General features: G+C 72.8%; 18 protein-coding genes, 1 tRNA gene and 1 pseudogene. 4 read left to right on the top strand and 16 right to left on the bottom strand.

Annotated features, from left to right (window positions below; all coding sequences use genetic code 11):
- Nucleotides 1-31 precede the first annotated feature (31 nt).
- Complete coding sequence (locus AC0666_RS21465) at nt 32-463, bottom strand: DUF3574 domain-containing protein (RefSeq protein ID WP_478708139.1); 432 nt, start codon at nt 461-463, stop codon at nt 32-34.
- 38 nt (nt 464-501) lie between these two features.
- On the opposite strand from AC0666_RS21465, the gene AC0666_RS21460 reads away from it, so the two are divergent.
- A complete protein-coding gene (locus AC0666_RS21460; protein ID WP_468962798.1) occupies nt 502-912 on the top strand; it encodes a hypothetical protein in 411 nt (136 codons plus the stop codon).
- A gap of 451 nt (nt 913-1363) precedes the next feature.
- On the opposite strand, the gene AC0666_RS21455 is transcribed toward AC0666_RS21460, so the two are convergent.
- The gene (locus AC0666_RS21455) at nt 1364-1492 is read right to left on the bottom strand and encodes a hypothetical protein (protein WP_361718848.1); all 129 of its coding nucleotides are present in this window, start codon (nt 1490-1492) and stop codon (nt 1364-1366) included.
- Nucleotides 1493-1774: 282 nt separating this feature from the next.
- Nucleotides 1775-1856, bottom strand: a tRNA-Tyr gene (locus AC0666_RS21450).
- Nucleotides 1857-2056: 200 nt separating this feature from the next.
- Here AC0666_RS21450 and AC0666_RS21445 point away from each other — a divergent pair.
- From AC0666_RS21445 to AC0666_RS21435, 3 genes and pseudogenes are all read left to right on the top strand, one after another.
- The gene (locus AC0666_RS21445) at nt 2057-2545 is read left to right on the top strand and encodes a YajQ family cyclic di-GMP-binding protein (protein WP_361718845.1); all 489 of its coding nucleotides are present in this window, start codon (nt 2057-2059) and stop codon (nt 2543-2545) included.
- A gap of 143 nt (nt 2546-2688) precedes the next feature.
- Nucleotides 2689-3329 (top strand): annotated as a pseudogene (locus tag AC0666_RS21440) (SulP family inorganic anion transporter); the annotation flags it as partial.
- Nucleotides 3330-3663: 334 nt separating this feature from the next.
- The gene (locus tag AC0666_RS21435) at nt 3664-4935 is read left to right on the top strand and encodes an APC family permease (RefSeq protein WP_468963496.1); all 1272 of its coding nucleotides are present in this window, start codon (nt 3664-3666) and stop codon (nt 4933-4935) included.
- Nucleotides 4936-5131: 196 nt separating this feature from the next.
- Here the strand turns inward: AC0666_RS21435 and AC0666_RS21430 are convergent, their stop codons facing one another.
- From AC0666_RS21430 to AC0666_RS21370, 13 genes are all read right to left on the bottom strand, one after another.
- Nucleotides 5132-6142, bottom strand: a complete 1011-nt coding sequence (locus AC0666_RS21430) for a glycosyltransferase family 2 protein (protein WP_468963495.1) — start codon at nt 6140-6142, stop codon at nt 5132-5134.
- A 33-nt stretch (nt 6143-6175) separates the two neighbouring features.
- Nucleotides 6176-6568, bottom strand: coding sequence for a YccF domain-containing protein (locus AC0666_RS21425; RefSeq protein WP_468584937.1), 393 nt, complete (start codon nt 6566-6568; stop codon nt 6176-6178).
- Entirely contained in the window at nt 6565-7428 is an 864-nt protein-coding gene (gene htpX, locus AC0666_RS21420) for a zinc metalloprotease HtpX (RefSeq protein ID WP_361718833.1), read from the bottom strand. The genes AC0666_RS21425 and htpX overlap by 4 nt, the downstream gene beginning before the upstream one ends.
- Nucleotides 7429-7730: 302 nt before the next feature.
- A complete protein-coding gene (locus tag AC0666_RS21415; RefSeq protein ID WP_468962795.1) occupies nt 7731-9272 on the bottom strand; it encodes an NADH-quinone oxidoreductase subunit N in 1542 nt (513 codons plus the stop codon).
- Entirely contained in the window at nt 9269-10840 is a 1572-nt protein-coding gene (locus AC0666_RS21410) for a complex I subunit 4 family protein (RefSeq protein WP_468963494.1), read from the bottom strand. Before AC0666_RS21410 ends, AC0666_RS21415 begins: the two co-directional genes overlap by 4 nt.
- Before the next feature lie 38 nt (nt 10841-10878).
- Nucleotides 10879-12936: an NADH-quinone oxidoreductase subunit 5 family protein gene (locus tag AC0666_RS21405; RefSeq protein WP_478708138.1), complete on the bottom strand. Its 2058-nt coding sequence runs from the start codon at nt 12934-12936 to the stop codon at nt 10879-10881.
- Complete coding sequence (nuoK, locus tag AC0666_RS21400) at nt 12933-13310, bottom strand: NADH-quinone oxidoreductase subunit NuoK (RefSeq protein ID WP_361718821.1); 378 nt, start codon at nt 13308-13310, stop codon at nt 12933-12935. Before nuoK ends, AC0666_RS21405 begins: the two co-directional genes overlap by 4 nt.
- On the bottom strand, nt 13310-13927 hold the full coding sequence (locus tag AC0666_RS21395; RefSeq protein ID WP_478708137.1) for an NADH-quinone oxidoreductase subunit J family protein: 618 nt from the start codon (nt 13925-13927) through the stop codon (nt 13310-13312). The genes nuoK and AC0666_RS21395 overlap by 1 nt, the downstream gene beginning before the upstream one ends.
- On the bottom strand, nt 13927-14622 hold the full coding sequence (locus AC0666_RS21390; protein ID WP_468962787.1) for a NuoI/complex I 23 kDa subunit family protein: 696 nt from the start codon (nt 14620-14622) through the stop codon (nt 13927-13929). Before AC0666_RS21390 ends, AC0666_RS21395 begins: the two co-directional genes overlap by 1 nt.
- Nucleotides 14622-15581, bottom strand: a complete 960-nt coding sequence (locus tag AC0666_RS21385) for a complex I subunit 1/NuoH family protein (RefSeq protein ID WP_468584946.1) — start codon at nt 15579-15581, stop codon at nt 14622-14624. Before AC0666_RS21385 ends, AC0666_RS21390 begins: the two co-directional genes overlap by 1 nt.
- The gene (locus AC0666_RS21380) at nt 15578-16906 is read right to left on the bottom strand and encodes an NADH-quinone oxidoreductase subunit C (protein WP_478708136.1); all 1329 of its coding nucleotides are present in this window, start codon (nt 16904-16906) and stop codon (nt 15578-15580) included. The genes AC0666_RS21385 and AC0666_RS21380 overlap by 4 nt, the downstream gene beginning before the upstream one ends.
- Nucleotides 16903-17496: an NADH-quinone oxidoreductase subunit B gene (locus AC0666_RS21375; protein WP_361718807.1), complete on the bottom strand. Its 594-nt coding sequence runs from the start codon at nt 17494-17496 to the stop codon at nt 16903-16905. The genes AC0666_RS21380 and AC0666_RS21375 overlap by 4 nt, the downstream gene beginning before the upstream one ends.
- Complete coding sequence (locus AC0666_RS21370; protein ID WP_361718804.1) at nt 17487-17894, bottom strand: NADH-quinone oxidoreductase subunit A; 408 nt, start codon at nt 17892-17894, stop codon at nt 17487-17489. Before AC0666_RS21370 ends, AC0666_RS21375 begins: the two co-directional genes overlap by 10 nt.
- Between the last annotated feature and the right edge of the window lie 2 nt (nt 17895-17896).

The raw sequence follows: 17896 nt of genomic DNA, 5'->3' as shown, positions 1-17896 counted from the left end.
CTCTGGCCGTAGCCCTGGCCCTGGCCCTGGCTCAGAACTCGGCCGTGACCTGGTCGTCGGAGCGTCCGACGGAACCCTGCTGGTACTGCTTCTCGTAGGCCGTGCGGATCCGCTCGATGCGCACGCCGCGTTCGTCGGCCTCGCTCTCGGGGTAGAGCAGCACCACCTCGTACGACGTCTCGCGGACGGTCCTTCCGTCCTGGCCGCGCCACTGGCCGCGGCCGTCCTGGAGGGTCAGTCCCTCGGGGAAGGCGGGGGTGATCTCCCGGTCCAGGAACCGCATGAACTCCTGCTCTCCGACGGGCGGCCGGCCGCCCGGCCGTCCGGTGCCGAAGTACAGCCGCGTCTCCTGGTAGGGCGCCCCGACGTGACCGTGCAGTGCGGCTCCCACCAGGGCCGGGATCCCGGCCCCGAGCAGGGCGAGGAGCACCCCGCCGCCGGCCTTCCCACCCGATGCAGACATCCGTTTCACCCCCGGAGAACGAACAGGAGGCGAGGCCGATGCGGCCGATGACCGGCTCCGACGTGGAACGGGCGGCAGCCGACATGGTGTCGGCCCCGGCCCCGCACGCGGACCGCGTCCGGCAGGGCCGGGCCGGCTCCCTCGACTGGAGCTGCTGGACGACGGCGGCCCACGTCGCGCACGACCTGCTGGCCTACGCCACCCAGCCGGCCGCCCGGCCCGAGGACGCCTACCTCCCGCTCGACCTGCGGGTCCGGGATTCGGCCCCGCCCGGCGAGGTCCTGCGGATCGTCACGGCGGCGGCCCGCATGCTGAGCCCGGCCGTGAACACCTGGCCTGCGACCGCCCGCGCCTGGCACTGGGGCCCCTGCGATCCGGGCGGCTTCGCGGCGATGGGGGTGGCGGAGATCCTGCGGGCCGGCTCCCGCCCGGGCGCCGCGCCCGGCTGAAGGCGGCCGCGGCGCAGGGCGGCGGCCGCACGCGGACCCTCCTACCCCGCCCACAACGGCTCGCCACCATTCGCCACCCTCCGCCGTACTTTCGCGCTACCCGTCCAGCGCCCTGATCTGGGACAGAGCGCGCGAGCGGCAGAATTCGCCACCTGGCGCCACGCACCGCAAGGGTTTGCGCCATGCCCCTGACCTGGGAAAACGCCTGCTTCCTCCCGCTGACCAGGCAAGAGCCTCTGTAAGGTGGGAGCCACACCGCGGGCTGGAATGCACCGGGGTGCTGGACGATCTGCGCGAGCAGGCAGAGACTCACCTGGACTCCCGCGCAACGAAGTCGGCCCGATTCCGGCACCACCCGGAATCGGGCCTCGCGCGGGCATCGTGGGCCCGGCCGACTAGACAGCGGCCGGGCTCACACCACGACCGATCGTCCGGACCTTCGGCCACGCCCTCAAGGCGTGAGCCGCTCGATGCACTCCGCGATGGCGGCAACCGCAGCCAGGACCGCCAACGCGGTCTGCAGCCAGTCGCGCTGCTGCCCGCGTCGTCGTCGTGCCTTGCACTTCTTCGGCCGCACCATCGATCCCACTCCTTCTCTCGTCCTCCGGCCAGAGCCGGACCCCGCCCCGACGGGCAAGGCGCATGCAAGGAGAGAAAGCGTCGAACTGCACGCAACTTACCGTGCGCCACACAACGGATACGCGCCCCGGAACCATTCGCCAGCGTTCGCCATGGACCGCCACAAGGGTCAGCCACCCTCGCCCCCGGCCCGCGGCGGTCAATCGGTCGGCGGCCGTTCCCGGGCATACGAAGGAACCCCCGTCCACTGCGTTTCCGCAGATGAACGGGGGTTCCACTCGCGTGGCGGCGCCAGGATTCGAACCTGGGTAGGCTAAGCCGACGGATTTACAGTCCGCTCCCATTGGCCACTCGGGCACACCGCCATGGGATGTCGCCGGTGAGGCCGCTTTGGGGCGGTGCTCGGTGGCAACGACGTAAACGATACCTGATGCCAGAGGGTGCTTCGCCACCGGATTGATCAGCGCTGCGCACGGGCGCGGTGGCTAGGCTTTGCGGAGCGGGCCGGGGATGTCCGGCCGCGCCCTCCGGGGCAATGACAGCCGACTTCAAGGAGCCACAGCACATGGCCGACTCCAGTTTCGACATCGTCTCGAAGGTCGAGCGGCAGGAGGTCGACAACGCCCTCAACCAGGCCGCCAAGGAACTCTCGCAGCGCTACGACTTCAAGGGCACCGGCGCCACCATCGCCTGGTCCGGCGAGAAGATCCTGATGGAGGCGAACTCCGAGGAGCGCGTCAAGGCCGTCCTCGACGTGTTCGAGACCAAGCTGGTCAAGCGCGGGATCTCGCTCAAGGCGCTCGACGCCGGTGAGCCCCAGCTGTCCGGCAAGGAGTACAAGATCTTCGCCACGATCCAGGAGGGCATCTCCCAGGAGAACGCCAAGAAGGTCGCGAAGATCATCCGGGACGAGGGCCCCAAGGGCGTCAAGGCCCAGGTCCAGGGCGAGGAGCTGCGCGTCAGCTCCAAGAGCCGCGACGACCTGCAGGCCGTCCAGGCGCTCCTGAAGGGCAAGGACCTGGACTTCGCGATCCAGTTCGTGAACTACCGCTGACCCCGCTGACCCGCTGAACCGGGTCAGCGATCGGCCCGCACGCCGGCCCGGTGGTCCCCCAGGACCGCCGGGCCGCGGTCGTTGCAGGGGCGTGACGGCACACGGGCCCGGCGTGCGCGGCGCGCGCGCCTCGGGGGCCTCCGATGGGCACTTGGGCCGCTCTGTGTGCGCCCACCACGCTGGTGGCATCCATCACCGCGCGGCAGGAAGGTGCGCGCAGGCCTGGGGCCGGCTCGTTTCGCGAAGACCTCGGGGCGTCCGTCGTCGTCGCGCTCGTCGCGCTGCCGCTCTGCGTGGGGGTGGCCGTGTCGCCTCCGGGGTGCCGGCCGAGCTGGGGATCGTCACCGGGGTGGTGGGCGGGCTCGTCACCGGGTGGCTGCCCGACAGTTCGCTCCAGGTGAGCGGGCCGGCCGCGGGGCTCACCGTGCTCGTCTACGAGGCGGTGCAGGCGTACGGGCTGCCCGCGCTCGAGGTGCTGGTGCCGGCCGCGGGGTCCTGCAGCCGGGCATGGGGGTGCTGCGGTTCGGGCGGTGGTTCCGGGCGATCTCCCTCGCCGTCGTGCACGGGATGCTGGCCGGGATCGGGCTGGTGCTGATCGCCGGGCAGCTGTACGCGGTGGGCGGTGGGCGGTGTGCCCGCGCCCGGCCGGACCCTGGAGAAGATCGGCGGGGTGCCGGCCCTCGGCACCGAGGCCGATTGGGCCGCCGTGGCGCTCGGCGCGGCGACCATCGCCGTCCTCGCGCCCTGGCACCGCATGCCGGCCCGGCTGCGGCTCGTCCCCGGGCCCTGGTCGGGGTGGCGCCAACCTGTTCGAGGGGGTGCTCATCGGGCTGGGCCTCGCCGTGGTCAAGGCGGCCTGGGAGACCTCGCACGTGCACATCGAGGAGGTCTGGGAGGGCGGGGAGCTGTGCGTGCAGGTCCTGGGCAACGCCAGCTTCCTGCGGCTGCCCCGGCTGCTGGACGCGCTGGAGGCGCTGCCGCCGGAACAGCCCGTACGCCTGGACCGGATGGGGGAAGGACCGGGCCCCCGTGCCCGGCCGGGAAGGCGTCGCGTAGGGCCGCCGTCACGGGCCGCCCCGTGCGACCGGCCCGCCATCCGGCCCGGCTACGCTCCGCCCGTGGACAACGGGCTGAAGCGCACCCTCGGCGTCACCGACGCCGTGGTCGTCGGGCTGGGCGCGATGGTCGGGGCCGGTATCTTCGCCGCGCTCGCCCCGGCGGCGCACGCGGCGGGCACGGCGGGCGGCACCCTGCTGGCCGCCCTCGCCGGGGCGGCCCTCGTCGCCTACTGCAACGCACACTCCTCGGCGCGGCTGGCCGCCCGCTACCCCGCCTCCGGCGGCACCTACGTGTACGGGCGGGAGCGGCTCGGCCCGTTCTGGGGATATCTGGCGGGCTGGGGCTTCGTCATCGGCAAGACCGCCTCCTGCGCGGCCATGGCGCTCACGGTCGGGGCGTACGTATGGCCGGGGCAGCAGCATGCCGTGGCCGTCACGGCGGTGGTGGCGCTGACCGCTGCGAGCTACGGGGGCGTGCAGAAGTCCGCCCGGATCGCCCGGGTGATCGTGGCGGCGGTGCTGGCCGTGCTGGCCGGGGTCGTGGTGGTGTGCCTGTCCTCCGGAGCGGCCGATTCGGGGCGGCTCGGCGGCAGTTGGGGCGGCGGGGGCCTGTCCGGGGCCCTCGGGCTGTTGCAGGCGGCGGGGCTGCTGTTCTTCGCCTTCGCGGGCTACGCCCGGATCACCACCCTGGGCGAGGAGGTGCGTGATCCGGAGCGCACGATCCCGCGGGCGGTGCCGCTCGCCCTGGGGATCGCCCTGCTGGTGTACGCCGCAGTGGCGGTGGCGGCGCTGTCGGTGCTCGGCGCCGAGGCGCTCGCCGGGTCGGCGGCCCCGCTGGCCGACGCGGTCCGGGCGGCCGGGCGGCCCGGCCTGGCACCCGTGGTCCGGGCGGGGGCGGCCCTGGCGGCGCTGGGCTCGCTGCTGGCGCTGGTGCTCGGGGTGTCGCGGACCACCCTGGCGATGGCGCGGGACGGCCACCTCCCGCGCGCGCTGGCCGCCGTACACCCCCGCCACCAGGTTCCGCACCATGCGGAGATCGCCGTGGGTGCGGTGGTCGCGGCCCTCGCGGCGACCGCTGATCTGCGGGGTGCGATCGGTTTCTCCTCTTTCGGCGTACTCGCCTACTACGCGATCGCGAACGCTTCTGCGTGGACTCTCGATTCAGCTGTCAAGGGCCGGGCCGTGGCAGCGGTCGGGCTGTCCGGCTGTGTCGTACTGGCCTGCGCGCTCCCCGCCGCCTCGGCCGCCGCGGGGGCGGCGGTGCTGGCACTGGGCGCGCTGGCCTACGCCGTACGCGGGCGGCTCACCGGCGGGAACCGAAGCCGGCTATGAGCGCGGCACGGGTCGGCTCCGCGGCGTCCAACGGCGCCGTCAAGGGCATTCCGTATCCGTGCGCACCGCGGTGCGCACCTGCGGCGACTTGCATCGGCAACTGCTCGGTCCCGTTCATGACCCCATCGTGACCCACCCCACTGACAATCGCCCTGACCTGCACGATCGAGCCCGAGGAGGCAGTTCGGAGCGACCGTCAGCTCTCGCCGCCGGCCGTCCTGCTCTCGCCGCCGCCCGCTCCGTCGCGGGTTTCTGACGAGCCCTCGCGGGCCGAGTCGTACCCGACGAAGTACGTGGGCCTGCGCTGCACGGCGGTGTAGATCCGCCCGATGTACTCGCCGAGCAGCCCGACGCAGATCAGCTGCACCCCGCCGAGGAAGAGCATCGCGACGAACAGCGAGGTCCATCCGGGGACGGTGCTGCCCACCAGGAAGATGACGAGGGTGACGGCGATCATCAGGAAGCAGGTGACGAAGCTGATCACGCCGAGCCAGGTCGCGAGCCGCAGCGGGGCGGCCGAGAAATTGGTGATGCCGTCGACGGCGAGGCGGATCATCTTGCTCAGCGGGTACTTGGTCTCGCCCGCCACCCGCTCGCCCCGCCGGTAGGTGACCTGGCCGCTGGGGAAGCCGAGCCACGGCACGAGCAGCCGGTAGACCTGGTGCTGGTCGGGAAGGGCCTTGAGGGCTTCCACGGCCTCGCGGCTGAGCAGCCGGAAGTCCCCGGCCTGCGCGGGCACCTGTTTGCCGACCATGCGGCGCATCAGCCAGTAGTAGGCCCCGGCGGTGCGGCGCTTGAAGCCGGTGTCGGTGCTGCGGTCGGAGCGGACACCGTAGACGATGTCGAGGTGTTCGGCCCGGGCCAGCTCCAGCATCTCCGGAATCTTCTCCGGCGGGTCCTGGAGGTCGGCGTCGATGCTCGCCACGTACGCCCCGACGCAGCGGTGCAGTCCGGCCCGCAGGGCTGCCTGGTGGCCGGAGTTGCCGCGCAGCCGCACGATGCGCAGTTGCGGCCAGGTGCTGTGGAGCTCCTGGAGGAGCCGGGCGGTGCCGTCGGTGCTGCCGTCGTCGACGGCGACGACCTCGTACGCGTCGGTGGTGGCGTCGAGTACGGGCCGCAGGCGGCTCACGAGGGCGGGCAGGGCCTCTTCCTCGTTGTACATCGGCACGATCACCGACAGGGTCGTGTCCGGGTTCGCGGCCGGCACTGGCACTGGTTCTTCCTGCCCGTCGGTTGGCGGCTACCGGGACGCGAACGGAGCGTCGGTCGGGACGATCTCGCGGCCCAGCGGCAGCAGGGAGAGCGGCACCATCTTGAAGTTGGCGATGCCGAAGGGGATGCCGATGATCGTCACGCACAGGGCGATGCCGGTGACGATGTGGCTCAGGGCCAGCCACCAGCCCGCCAGGACCAGCCACAGGACATTGCCGATGCAGGAGGCCGTGCCCGCGTCCCGGCGCTCGACGGCGGTGTAGCCGAACGGCCAGAGGGCGTACACCGCGATGCGGAATGCGGCGATGCCGAAGGGGATGCCGAGGATGGTGATGCACAGGAGCACACCCGCCAGGCAGTAGCCCAGGAACAGCCAGACGCCGCTGAGGACGAGCCAAATGATGTTCAGGATGGTTTTCACTGACTGCGGCCTGCCATCTGTTCGAGCCGGGCGATGCGCTCGGCCATCGGAGGATGCGTGGAGAACATCTTAGAAAGGCCCTGGCCCGGGCGGAACGGGTTGGCGATCATCATGTGGCTCGCGGTTTCCAGCCGGGGCTCGGGGGGCAGCGGCAACTGCTTGGTGCCCGCGTCCAGCTTGCGCAGGGCGCCCGCCAGGGCGAGCGGGTCCCCGGTGAGCTGGGCGCCGGACGCGTCGGCCTCGTACTCGCGCGAGCGGCTGATGGCGAGCTGGATCACGGAGGCGGCCAGCGGCCCCAGGATCATGATCAGCAGCATGCCGAGGAGGCCGGGGCCCTCGTCGTCGTCGGACCGGCCGACCGGGATCAGCCAGGCGAAGTTCACCAGGAACATGATGACGGAGGCGAGCGCTCCGGCGACCGACGAGATGAGGATGTCGCGGTTGTAGACGTGGCTCAGCTCGTGGCCGATGACCCCGCGCAGCTCGCGCTCGTCGAGGAGGCGCAGGATGCCCTCGGTGCAGCAGACGGCGGCGTTGCGCGGATTGCGGCCGGTGGCGAAGGCGTTGGGTGCGTCGGTCGGCGAGATGTAGAGCCGGGGCATGGGCTGGCGTGCGGACGTCGAGAGCTCGCGCACCATGCGGTAGAGCGCGGGCGCCTCGAACTCGCTGACGGGGCGGGCGCGCATCGCGCGTAGAGCCAGCTTGTCGCTGTTCCAGTACGCGTACGCATTGGTCCCGAGGGCGACGAGGACGGCCACGATCAGGCCGGTCCGCCCGAAGCGGCTTCCGATCAGGATGATGAGTGCGGACAGCCCGCCGAGGAGTACGGCGGTCTTCAGCCCGTTGTGCCGGCGGTGCACGGTACGCCCTCCAAATGGTGCGGCAGGAAGACCCCCGTCGAGGATCCGAGGACACCTGCGGGTCTACGGTCCAGTGGAGCCTCCCTTCCGGGTCAACGCGAGGGGAGGGCGTCCGGTTCCCGGAGCGTGCCGGGGCCGCCGTCCGCCCCGGCCGGGGCCGGACGGGCGGCAACGGACGTTGCTCCGTACGGGGCAGGGCGTACAAAGGAGGGCGTACGGCCGCGGGCCTACGGGCGGACGGCGTACGGGCCGGACGGCGTACGGGCCGGTGAACGAGCCGGAGTACGGGGCCGGCGTACGGGCTACAGCGGGAACAGGCTGCCCGCGGCGAAGCGCAGGACCAGCTGCGGGGCGCCGGACAGCACCACCGCGACGACGGCGGTGACCACGATCGCGGCGCCGACCGGCCAGGGCGTCTTCGCCGGGGCCGCGTCCGGGGCCGGGTGCTCCGGCGCGCGGAACAGCAGCGCGGTCCACCGCAGGTAGTAGTACAGGGCGATGACGACGTTGACCGCCATGACCACGGCCAGCCAGCCCAGGCCCGCGTCGACCGCGGAGCGGAAGACGGTGACCTTGGCGAACAGGCCGATCAGACCCGGGGGCAGCCCGGCCAGGCAGAGCAGGAAGAAGGCCAGCGCGAGCGCGGCGGCGGGGCGCTGCGCGTACAGCCCGCGGTAGTCGCTGATGCGGTGCAGCGGCTTCGTCCGGGCGACCAGGGCGGCCACGGCGAAGGCTCCGAGGTTCACGGCGGCGTACATGAGGGCGTACGCGACGGTGGAGCCGATCTGGTCCCGGTCGGAGTAGGCGGCGGCCGCGATCGGGACCAGCAGGTAGCCGGCCTGGCCGACCGAGGACCAGGCGAGCAGGCGTACGGCGCCGTGCGGCCGGTCGGCGGACTGGCGCAGGGCGGCGGCGTTGCCGAGGGTCATGGTGAGCGCGGCGAGGACGGCGAGGGCCGGACCCCAGATCTGCCCGTACGCGGGGAAGGCGACCACCGTGACCAGGATGAGGCCGGTGAAGCCGACGGCCTTGCCGATCACGGAGAGGTAGCCCGCGATCGGCAGCGGCGCGCCGACGTACGTGTCGGGCACCCAGAAGTGGAAGGGGACGGCCGCGGTCTTGAAGGCGAAGCCGACGAGGGTGAGCGCGACGCCCGCCATGGCGAGGGTGTCGAGCTGCCCGGGGACGTTTTCGAGGAGGACGGCGACCTGGCTGAGGTGCAGGGAGCCGGTGGCGGCGTAGACGAAGCTGACGCCGAGCAGGGAGACGGCGGTGGCCGTGACCGAGGACAGGAAGAACTTGAGGGCTGCCTCGGAGGAGAGCCGGTCGCCGCGGCGCATGCCGACGAGCGCGAAGGCGGGCAGCGAGGCGACTTCCAGGGCGACGATCAGGGTGGCGAGGTCGCGGGAGGCGGGCAGCAGGGCGGCGCCGGCGGCCGAGGAGAGCAGCAGGAACCAGTACTCGCCGGCCGGCATGCGCCCGTCGCGGATGCCGGTGACGGACAGCAGGGCGGTGACCAGCGCGCCGGCCAGGACCAGGAACTGGATGACGAGCGTGAAGTGGTCGGCGGTGTAACTGCACGCGCCGGGGTCGCCGATGAGGCAGAAGGTGGCGCGGTCGCCTGCCCTCAGCGGCAGCAGGAAGGCGGTGGCGGCGGCGAGGCCGGCCACGGAGACCCAGCCGAGCAGCGGCTTGCGCCCTTCGGGCACGAAGAGGTCGGCGACCAGGACGACGAGGGCGACGGCGGCGGTGAGGACCACGGGGGTGATCGCGAGCCAGTCGACGCTCTGGACGTACGTGGCGGTGGGTGCGGTTGCGGCGAGGGCCGTGTGCAGGGCCGTCATGCGTTGCCTCCGGCGAGGAGCTTGTGGACGGCCGGGTCGGTGAGGCCGAGGAGGACCGCGGGCCACAGGCCGGCGAGGACGGTGAGGGCGGCGAGCGGGGTCCAGGCGGCGAACTCGTAGTGCTGGACGTCCGCGAGGACGGGCGCGGGCCCGGCCTCGGACGGGCGGGGCGCCGCGGGGTCGCCCATGCAGACGCGCCGTACGACGATCAGCAGGTAGGCGGCGGTGAGGAGGGTGCCGAACGCACCGAAGACCATGTACGTGAGGAAGGCCGGGCGGGACAGGCCCGCCGCCGGGTCGAACGCGCCGAACAGGGAGAGCATCTCGCCCCAGAAGCCGGCGAGGCCGGGCAGGCCGAGGGAGGCGACGGCGGCGAAGGCGAGGAGCGCGCCGAGGCGCGGGGCGCGGCCGTAGAGGGCGGCGCCGGTGGCTCCGGCGAGGGTGTCCAGGTCGGCGGTGCCGTAGCGGTCCTTGAGGGCGCCGACCAGGAAGAAGAGGAGGCCGGTGATCAGGCCGTGGGCGATGTTGGCGAAGAGCGCGCCGTTCACGCCGGTGGGGGTCATCGAGGCGATGCCGAGGAGGACGAAGCCCATGTGGCCGACGGAGGAGTACGCGATGAGCCGCTTGAGGTCGCCCTTGTTGCCCTTGCGGGCCAGCCACAGGCAGGCCAGGGAGCCGTAGACGATGCCGATGGCGGCGAGGGCGCCCAGGTAGGGGGCGAAGGTGTGCATGCCGCCGGGGGTGACGGGGAGCAGGATGCGGACGAACCCGTACGTGCCCATCTTGAGCAGGACGCCGGCCAGCAGGACGGAGCCGACGGTGGGCGCGGCGGTGTGGGCGTCCGGCAGCCAGCTGTGCAGCGGCCACATCGGCGTCTTCACGGCGAGGCCGATGCCGATGGCGAGAGCGGCCAGGACCTGGGTGGTGTGGGTCAGTCCGCGCCCGTTGTCAGAGGCGAGTGCCACCATGTCGAACGTGCCGCTGTTCAGTCCGATCAGCAGCAGTCCGAGGAGCATGACCACGGAGCCGAGGAGGGTGTAGAGGATGAACTTCCAGGCGGCGGCCTGCCGCTGAGCCCCGCCCCAGCGGGCGATGAGGAAGTACATCGGGATGAGGACCATCTCGAAGGCGAGGAAGAACAGCAGCAGGTCGAGGACGGCGAAGGTGGCGAGGGTGCCGGACTCCAGGACGAGGAGCAGCGCGACGAAGGCCTTGGGGGAGGGGCCTGCGGGGAGCTTGAAGTAGCTGTAGAGCGCGCAGAGGAAGAACAGCAGCGCCGTCATCAGGAGGAGGGGGAGCGAGATGCCGTCGATGCCGAGGTGGATCCGGACGTTCAGCGCCTGGATCCAGCTGATGTCGGTGGTCGCCTGGAAGCGGGCGGGGGCGTCGTGGTCGAAGCCGAGGGCGAGGGCGATCGCCGCGGCGAGGATCACGCCGGTCACGGTCACGCCGTGGCGCAGCACGGCCTGGTCGGGGCTCCTGCCCTTGAGACCGGGCGGGGGCGGCAGCAGGGCCGCGGCGGCGCCGAGGAGCGGTGCGGCCACGACGAACGCCAGAAGGAACTGCATCACGGACGGGCTGATATCGATCACGGCTGACTCTCGGCTCACGATCCGGCGTTGATGTTGGCGAGGACGGCGGTGGCGATCGCCAGGACCACGGCGCCGGCGAGCAGGGCGCTCAGGTAGCTCTGCACGTTGCCGGTCTGGGCGCGGCGTACGAGGCTGCCGAGCAGCCGGGGGCCGGTGCCCGCGCCGCGGACGTACGTGTCCACCACCTCGCGGTCGAGGAAGCGGACGAGGCCGGCGGCCGCCCGGACGGGGCGGACGAAGAGGCGGTCGTAGACGGCGTCGAGGTGGAAGCCGTCGGCGGCGTGCCGGTGCAGCGGGCCCAGGAGCGCCCGACCGGGGTCGGGGGCGGGGCCGGCCGGGACGGCGGGGTGCTCGTGGGTGACCTCGGCGACCTCGGGGGTCTCGGCGGCGGACTCCGCGGCGGCGGTCGCGGCGGAGTCGGCGGCGGCGACGGCGACGGCGGCGGGCTGTTCGGCACCCCCTGCTCCGGCGCCGGTGACGGGCATGGCGGGGGCTGCGGGCAGCTTGGCCGTGGCGCGCTGCCACAGGGCGTAGGTGAGGACCGCGCCGAGGACGGCGGCTCCGGTACCCAGGACCGAGGTGGTCACCGTCGGGCTGAGCTCGCGGCCGTCGAACCAGTCGGCGAGCGGGCCCGCGGCGAGGCCGAAGCCGACGGAGGGGATCGCGAGCAGCCACAGCACGCCGGTCATGGCGAGGGGCTCCTTGCCGTGGTCGGGGGCGGCGGCGCCCCGGCCGCGGAAGGCCATCAGCCACAGGCGCGCGGCGTAGGCGGCGGTGAGCAGGGCGGTCAGCACACCGGCGGTGAGCACCACCCAGCCGGCGGCGGCCGGTGCGAGCCGTTCGTGCCCGGTGGCGGTGTGCTCGGCGGCGACGAGGACGGCTTCCTTGGAGAAGAAGCCGGCGAAGGGCGGGATGGCGGCGAGCGCGAGCAGCGCGATCGTCATGGTCCAGAAGGCGTCGGGGACGCGCTTGGCCAGGCCGTCCATACGGGACATGGCGGCCAGGGAGTTCGTACCGGCGGCGTGGATGATCACGCCGGCGCCGAGGAACAGGAGGGCTTTGAAGGCGCCGTGGGACAGGAGGTGGAAGACGGCGGCGCCGCGGTCGCCGACGGCCAGGGCGCCGGTCATGTAGCCGAGCTGGCCCACCGTGGAGTAGGCGAGGACCCGCTTGATGTCGTCCTGGGCGAGGGCGGCGAGGCCGGAGCCGACCATCGTGACGGCCGCCATGACGGCCATGACCAGCAGCGCGGCCCGGGAGGCCGTGAAGACGGGCAGGAGCCGGGCGATGAAGTAGACACCGGCGGCGACCATCGTCGCGGCGTGGATCAGGGCGGAGACGGGGGTGGGGCCCGCCATCGCGTCCGGGAGCCAGGTGTGCAGCGGGAACTGCGCGGACTTGCCGGCCACTCCGGCGAGCAGCAGGAGGGCGATCAGCGTCGGGTGGTCGAGCCCGCCCGCGGCGACGGTGCCCAGGATCTTGGTGATCCGGAAGGAGCCGGCGTCGGCGGCGAGCGCGAACAGGCCGATGAGGAAGGGGACGTCACCGAGCTTGGTGACGAGGAAGGCCTTCAGGGAGGCGGAGCGGGCCGCCTCGGTCTCCCAGTAGTGCCCGACCAGGAAGTACGAGCAGATGCCCATGATCTCCCAGCCGACCAGCAGCACCATCAGGTCGCCGGAGTAGACGACGAGCAGCATGGCGGAGGTGAACAGGGAGACCAGAGCGGCGTACGAGGGGTAGCGCGGGTCCTCGCGGAGGTACGCCGTCGAGTAGAGCTGGACGCAGGTCGCGACGACGCCGACGAGGACGGCCACCAGCGCGGCGAAGCCGTCGAGGTGGAGGGAGAGCTCGATCGGCACGGACCCGGTCGGGGTCAGCTCGGTGGCGGTGTCGATCGCCTTGCCGCCGCCCTGGCGGACGGCGACGAGCACGGCCAGTACGGCGGCGGCCAGGGTGGGCAGCAGCGCGAGGGGCCGGACGAAGCCGGGGGCGGTCCGGCCGAGCAGCAGGCCCGCCACCGCGCCCAGGAAGGGGAGGAGGGGCACGAGGACGGCGAGGGTCGTGGTGCTCACGCGGCGACCTCCGGCCGTGCTGCGGTCTCGTCGGCCGGGCCGGGGAGGCCTGGCTGGTCGGGTTCGCGGCCCTCGGCGGTGTCGCGCAGCTTGTCGACGTCCGAGGTACCGCGGTTGCGGTAGACCATCAGCACGATCGCGAGGCCGATGCCGATCTCGGCGGCGGCGATGGCGATGGTGAAGAGGGTGAGGGCCTGGCCGGCGTGCAGGGTGTCGCGCAGCCAGACGTCGAAGGCCACCAGATTGAGGTTGACGGCGTTGAGCATCAGCTCGACGGACATCAGGACCAGGATGGCGTTGCGGCGGGCCAGTACTCCGTACAGGCCCGTGCAGAAGAGGAGCGCGGCGAGCACGGCGGGATAGGCGAGGTGCATCAGCGCTGGTGCCCCTTCTTGTAGTCGGGGCCGGCAGGGCCGCCGTTGCCGCCGTCGGCAGCGGGGTTGCGGCGGGAGAGCACGATGGCGCCGATCAGGGCCGCGAGCAGGAGGACGGAGAGCGCCTCGAAGGGCAGCACCCAGTGCTGGAAGAGGATCTCCCCGGAGACCCTGGTGGAGCCCTGGGCCGGCCCGTCGAGGTCGATCCAGGTGGTGCGGAAGGCGTCGACGACGACCCAGACGAGCGCGGCGGCCGCGACGAGGGCGACACCGAGCGCGACCCAGCGGTTGTTCGAGTCGGCGTCCGGGGAGCGGCCGATGGGGGCCTTGGTCAGCATCAGCCCGAAGAGGAGGAGCACGACCACGGAGCCGAGGTAGATCAGGACCTGGACCCAGGCGATGAACTCGGCGGTCAGCAGGAGGTACTCGACGGCGATGCCGCCGAGCGCGACGACCAGCCAGAGGGCGGCGTGCACGAGCTGGCGGGTGGTGACCGTGACGGCGGCCGCGCCGAGCGTGGCCAGGCCGACGAGGACGAAGGCGATCTCGACGCCGGTCGGCGAGAGGAAGCCGCTGCCGGCGCCCTGGGCGGCGGCTGCGAGGTGGGCGGTGAGCATCAGGCGGCGCCTCCCGCCGGGTCCTCGGTGCCGGTGCTGCCGGAACCGCCGGCCGGGTCGTTCGGGCCGGTGGCGCCGATCGGGCCGGTGGTGCCGGTCGGGCCGGGGCGGCCCGTCGGGCCCGTGGCCCGGGCATTCGGCTCGGGTTCGGCGGAGGTCGCGGCGGCCGCCGCGGCGGCGGCTTCGGCCTTCTCCGCTGCCTTGCGGGCGGCGGCGATCTCCTTGGGCTCCTCCGCGGCCGGATCCAGCGCGGGCGGGGCCGGTACGGTCCACATCCACTCGCGCAGCTTGTCCCGCTCGTGGGTGAGCTCCAGGATGTCCGTCTCCGCGTACTCGAACTCCGGCGACCAGAACAGGGCGTCGAAGGGGCACACCTCGATGCAGATCCCGCAGTACATGCAGAGGGAGAAGTCGATGGCGAAGCGGTCGAGGACGTTGCGGCTGCGCTCGCGGCCACCGGGGGTGGCGGCCGGGACCGTCTCCTTGTGGGAGTCGATGTAGATGCACCAGTCGGGGCACTCGCGGGCGCACAGCATGCAGACCGTGCAGTTCTCCTCGAACAGGCCGATGACCCCACGGCTGCGGGGCGGCAGCTCGGGCTGCACGTCCGGGTACTGGGCGGTGTGCGAGCGCTTCGTCATCGTGCGCAGGGTGACGGCCAGGCCCTTGGCCAGGCCGGATCCGGGGATGGGCATTACAGGATCGCCACCTTCACGATGCCGGTGAGCGCGATCTGCGCGAGCGCGAGCGGGATGAGTGTGGTCCAGGCGAGCTTCTGGAGCTGGTCCTCGCGCAGCCGGGGGTAGCTGACGCGGAGCCAGATCACGAGGAAGGCGAGGATCGCGGTCTTCAGGAGGGTCCAGCCCCAGCCGCCGCCGAAGGGCCCCTGCCAGCCGCCGAGGAAGAGGACGGTGGTGAGGGCGCAGAGGACGACGATGCCGGCGTACTCGGCGAGCAGGAACAGCGCGAAGCGCAGGCCGGTGTACTCGGTGTACGCGCCGAAGATGATCTCGGAATCGGCGACGGGCATGTCGAAGGGGGGTCGCTGGAGTTCGGCGAGACCGGCGGTGAAGAAGACGAGGCCGCCGACGATCTGCCAGGGCAGCCACCACCACTCGAAGGCGTCGACGATGCCGGGCAGGGAGACGGTCCCCGCTGCCATGGCGACGGAGGCGGCGGCCAGCAGCATGGGCAGTTCGTACGCGAGCAGCTGGGCGGCGGTGCGCAGCCCCCCGAGCAGGGAGAACTTGTTCGCCGAGGCCCAGCCGGCCATCAGGCTGCCGAGGACCCCGACGCCCATGACGGCGAGGACGAAGAACAGCCCGGCGTCGATCACCTGGCCGACGGCGCCCTTGCCGGGGCCGATGGGGATGGCGATGAGGACGAGGAGGTACGGGAGCAGGGCGACGGCGGGCGCGAGCTGGAAGATCCGGCGGTCCGCGTTGGCGGGGACCACGTCCTCCTTCTGCGCGAACTTGACCCCGTCGGCGACGAGCTGGGCCCAGCCGTGGAACCCGCCGGCGTACATGGGGCCGAGGCGGCCCTGCATGTGGGCCATCACCTTGTGCTCGGTCTGCCCGACGACGAGCGGGAGCACGAGGAAGACGGCGAAGACGACGATCAGTCGCAGCGCGACGTCGAGGACGTCATTCACGCGTCGCCTCCGTTGTCGGGTTCGGATTCGGTGGTGGTCTCGGCGGGCTTCGCCGCTGGCTTCGGCTCCGGCGCAGCCGCGGGCTCGGCCGTCGGCTTCGGCTCCGGCGCAGCCGCGGGCTCGGCCGCCGGCTTCGGCTCCGGCGCAGCCGCGGGCTCAGCCGCCGGCTTCGCCTCGGTCCCGGGCGGGGGGCCGACCTTGGGGGTGGACTTCGGCTCGCCCAGGGGCCCGGGGTCGGCCGCGGAGCCGGGGCCCTCCCCGGGCTCCGGTTCCGGTTCCCGGTCCGCGAAGGCGGGCCGGGGGTTGTGCCAGGGGGCGTCCGCGCTGCGCGGGGCGGGGCGCCGGCCCGGCGCCACCGTGCGCCCGGGCGCCGGCTCCTGGCTCGCGGAGCCCTCAGCCGCCGAGCGGCTACGGCGGGCCGCACGCGGAGCCTCCGCTTCCGGAGACACCGGGGCACCGGCCGCGGCACCCGCCGCGGCACTCGCAGCCTCGGCGCCTCCGGCCGGCGGCGTGACCGCCTGGCTCGCCGAGCCCTCAGTCACCGAGCGGCTCCGGCGCGCCGGACGCGGAGCCTCCGCTTCCGGAGACACCGCGGCACCCGCCGCGGCACCCGCAGCCTCCGCCGCCTGGCTGGCCGAGCCCTCCGCCACCGAGCGGGCACGGCGCGCCGGGGCGCCCTCGCGCGGGGTGCGGGCCGGGGCGCCCGCGGCGCGCGGGGTGCGGGCCGGGCGGGCGGGGGCCGGGGGCAGCTGACCCTTGAGGGGGCCCCAGTCGTTGGGGTCCGGGACGCCCGGAGGCAGCATCTGGCGGCGCTTCGGCGCGTCCGGGTCATGGGCCTCGCCGGGCTCCTTGGCCCCCGGCCAGGCCTTCGCGACCCGCGCGGCCAGCACGAAGTCCTTGCGCAGCGGATGCCCCTCGAAGTTCTCCGGGAGCAGGAGGGGAACCAGGTGCGGGTGGTCGGTGAAGACCACCCCGAACATCTCGTACGTCTCCCGCTCGTGCCATTCCGCGCCCGCGTAGACCGCGACGGCGGACGGCAGGGAAGGCGCGCCGTGCGGGACGGTCGTGCGCAGCAGGAGGCGGCGTACCCGGTGCTGTTCCAGCGCCGCCACGTGCGCGCAGATCCGGAAGCCGGTACCCGGCTCGTCCACCGCGCTCAGCCAGTCGAAGTAGGTGCAGCCCAGCTTGTCCCGGGCGATCTCCAGGGCCGGGATCCAGCTGCCGACGGGGACGTCGACCGTCAGGACGTCGTACGCGTACGAGGCCACCGCCTCCGCGCCGAAGACCGTGGCGGCGGCGTCCGGGAGGGTGTCGTACAGGTTCATGCGCCGGCTCCCGGTGCGGGCGGGGCCGTGACCAGGCCGCTGGTGAGCTGCGTGACGGAGGGTCCCGAGGCGTAGCGGTCCGCGAGCGACTCCCGGGCGATCTTCTCCTGGAGCTTGAGGATGCCCTGGAGCAGCGCCTCGGGGCGCGGCGGGCAGCCGGGGACGTAGACGTCCACCGGGATGATCTGGTCGACGCCCTTGGTCACGGAGTACGAGTCCCAGTACGGGCCGCCGCAGTTGGAGCAGGCGCCGAAGGAGATGACGTACTTCGGCTCCGGCATCTGCTCGTACAGCCGCTTGACGGCGGGCGCCATCTTGTCGGTCACCGTGCCCGAGACGATCATCAGGTCGGCCTGGCGGGGGCCGGGCGCGAAGGGGATGACGCCGAGCCGGATGAAGTCGTGGCGGGCCATGGACGCGGCGATGAACTCGATCGCGCAGCAGGCCAGACCGAAGTTGAAGACCCACAGGCTGTACCGGCGTCCCCAGTTGAGGATGACCTTCATCGGCTCCGGGGCAAGCCGGGAGAGCACTCCCAGGCGCTTGGGCTCGGGAAGCAGCTGCAGCTCGGGCTCGGGTGTCACGTCCATTCGAGGACGCCCTTCTTGTACGCGTAGAGCAGGCCGACGGCCAGGAAGCCCAGGAAGACGAACATCTCCACCAGGGTCGTGGCTCCGTAGCCGGCGACGGCGAACACGGTCGCCCACGGGAAGAGGAAGATCGAGTCGACGGCGAAGATGACGTAGAGGAACGCGTAGACGTAGTAGCGGACCTGGGTGTGCGCCCAGCCCTCGCCCACCGGGTCGACGCCGCATTCGTACGTCAGCAGCTTCTCGCGGGTCGGGACCACGGGCCGCAGCAGACGGCCCGCGCCGAAGGCGACGGCCACGAAGAGCACACCGAGGACGGCCAGCAGGCCGACGACCGAATAGCTCTCGAAATAGTCCGCTGCGAGCACGGTTACGGTCGATACCGTGGGGTCGGGCACGT

The sequence above is a fragment of the Streptomyces sp. NPDC043680 genome (assembly GCF_056436685.1).
The sequence above is the reverse complement of the archived record's forward strand: the minus strand, read 5'-3'. Positions and strand labels throughout refer to the sequence as shown.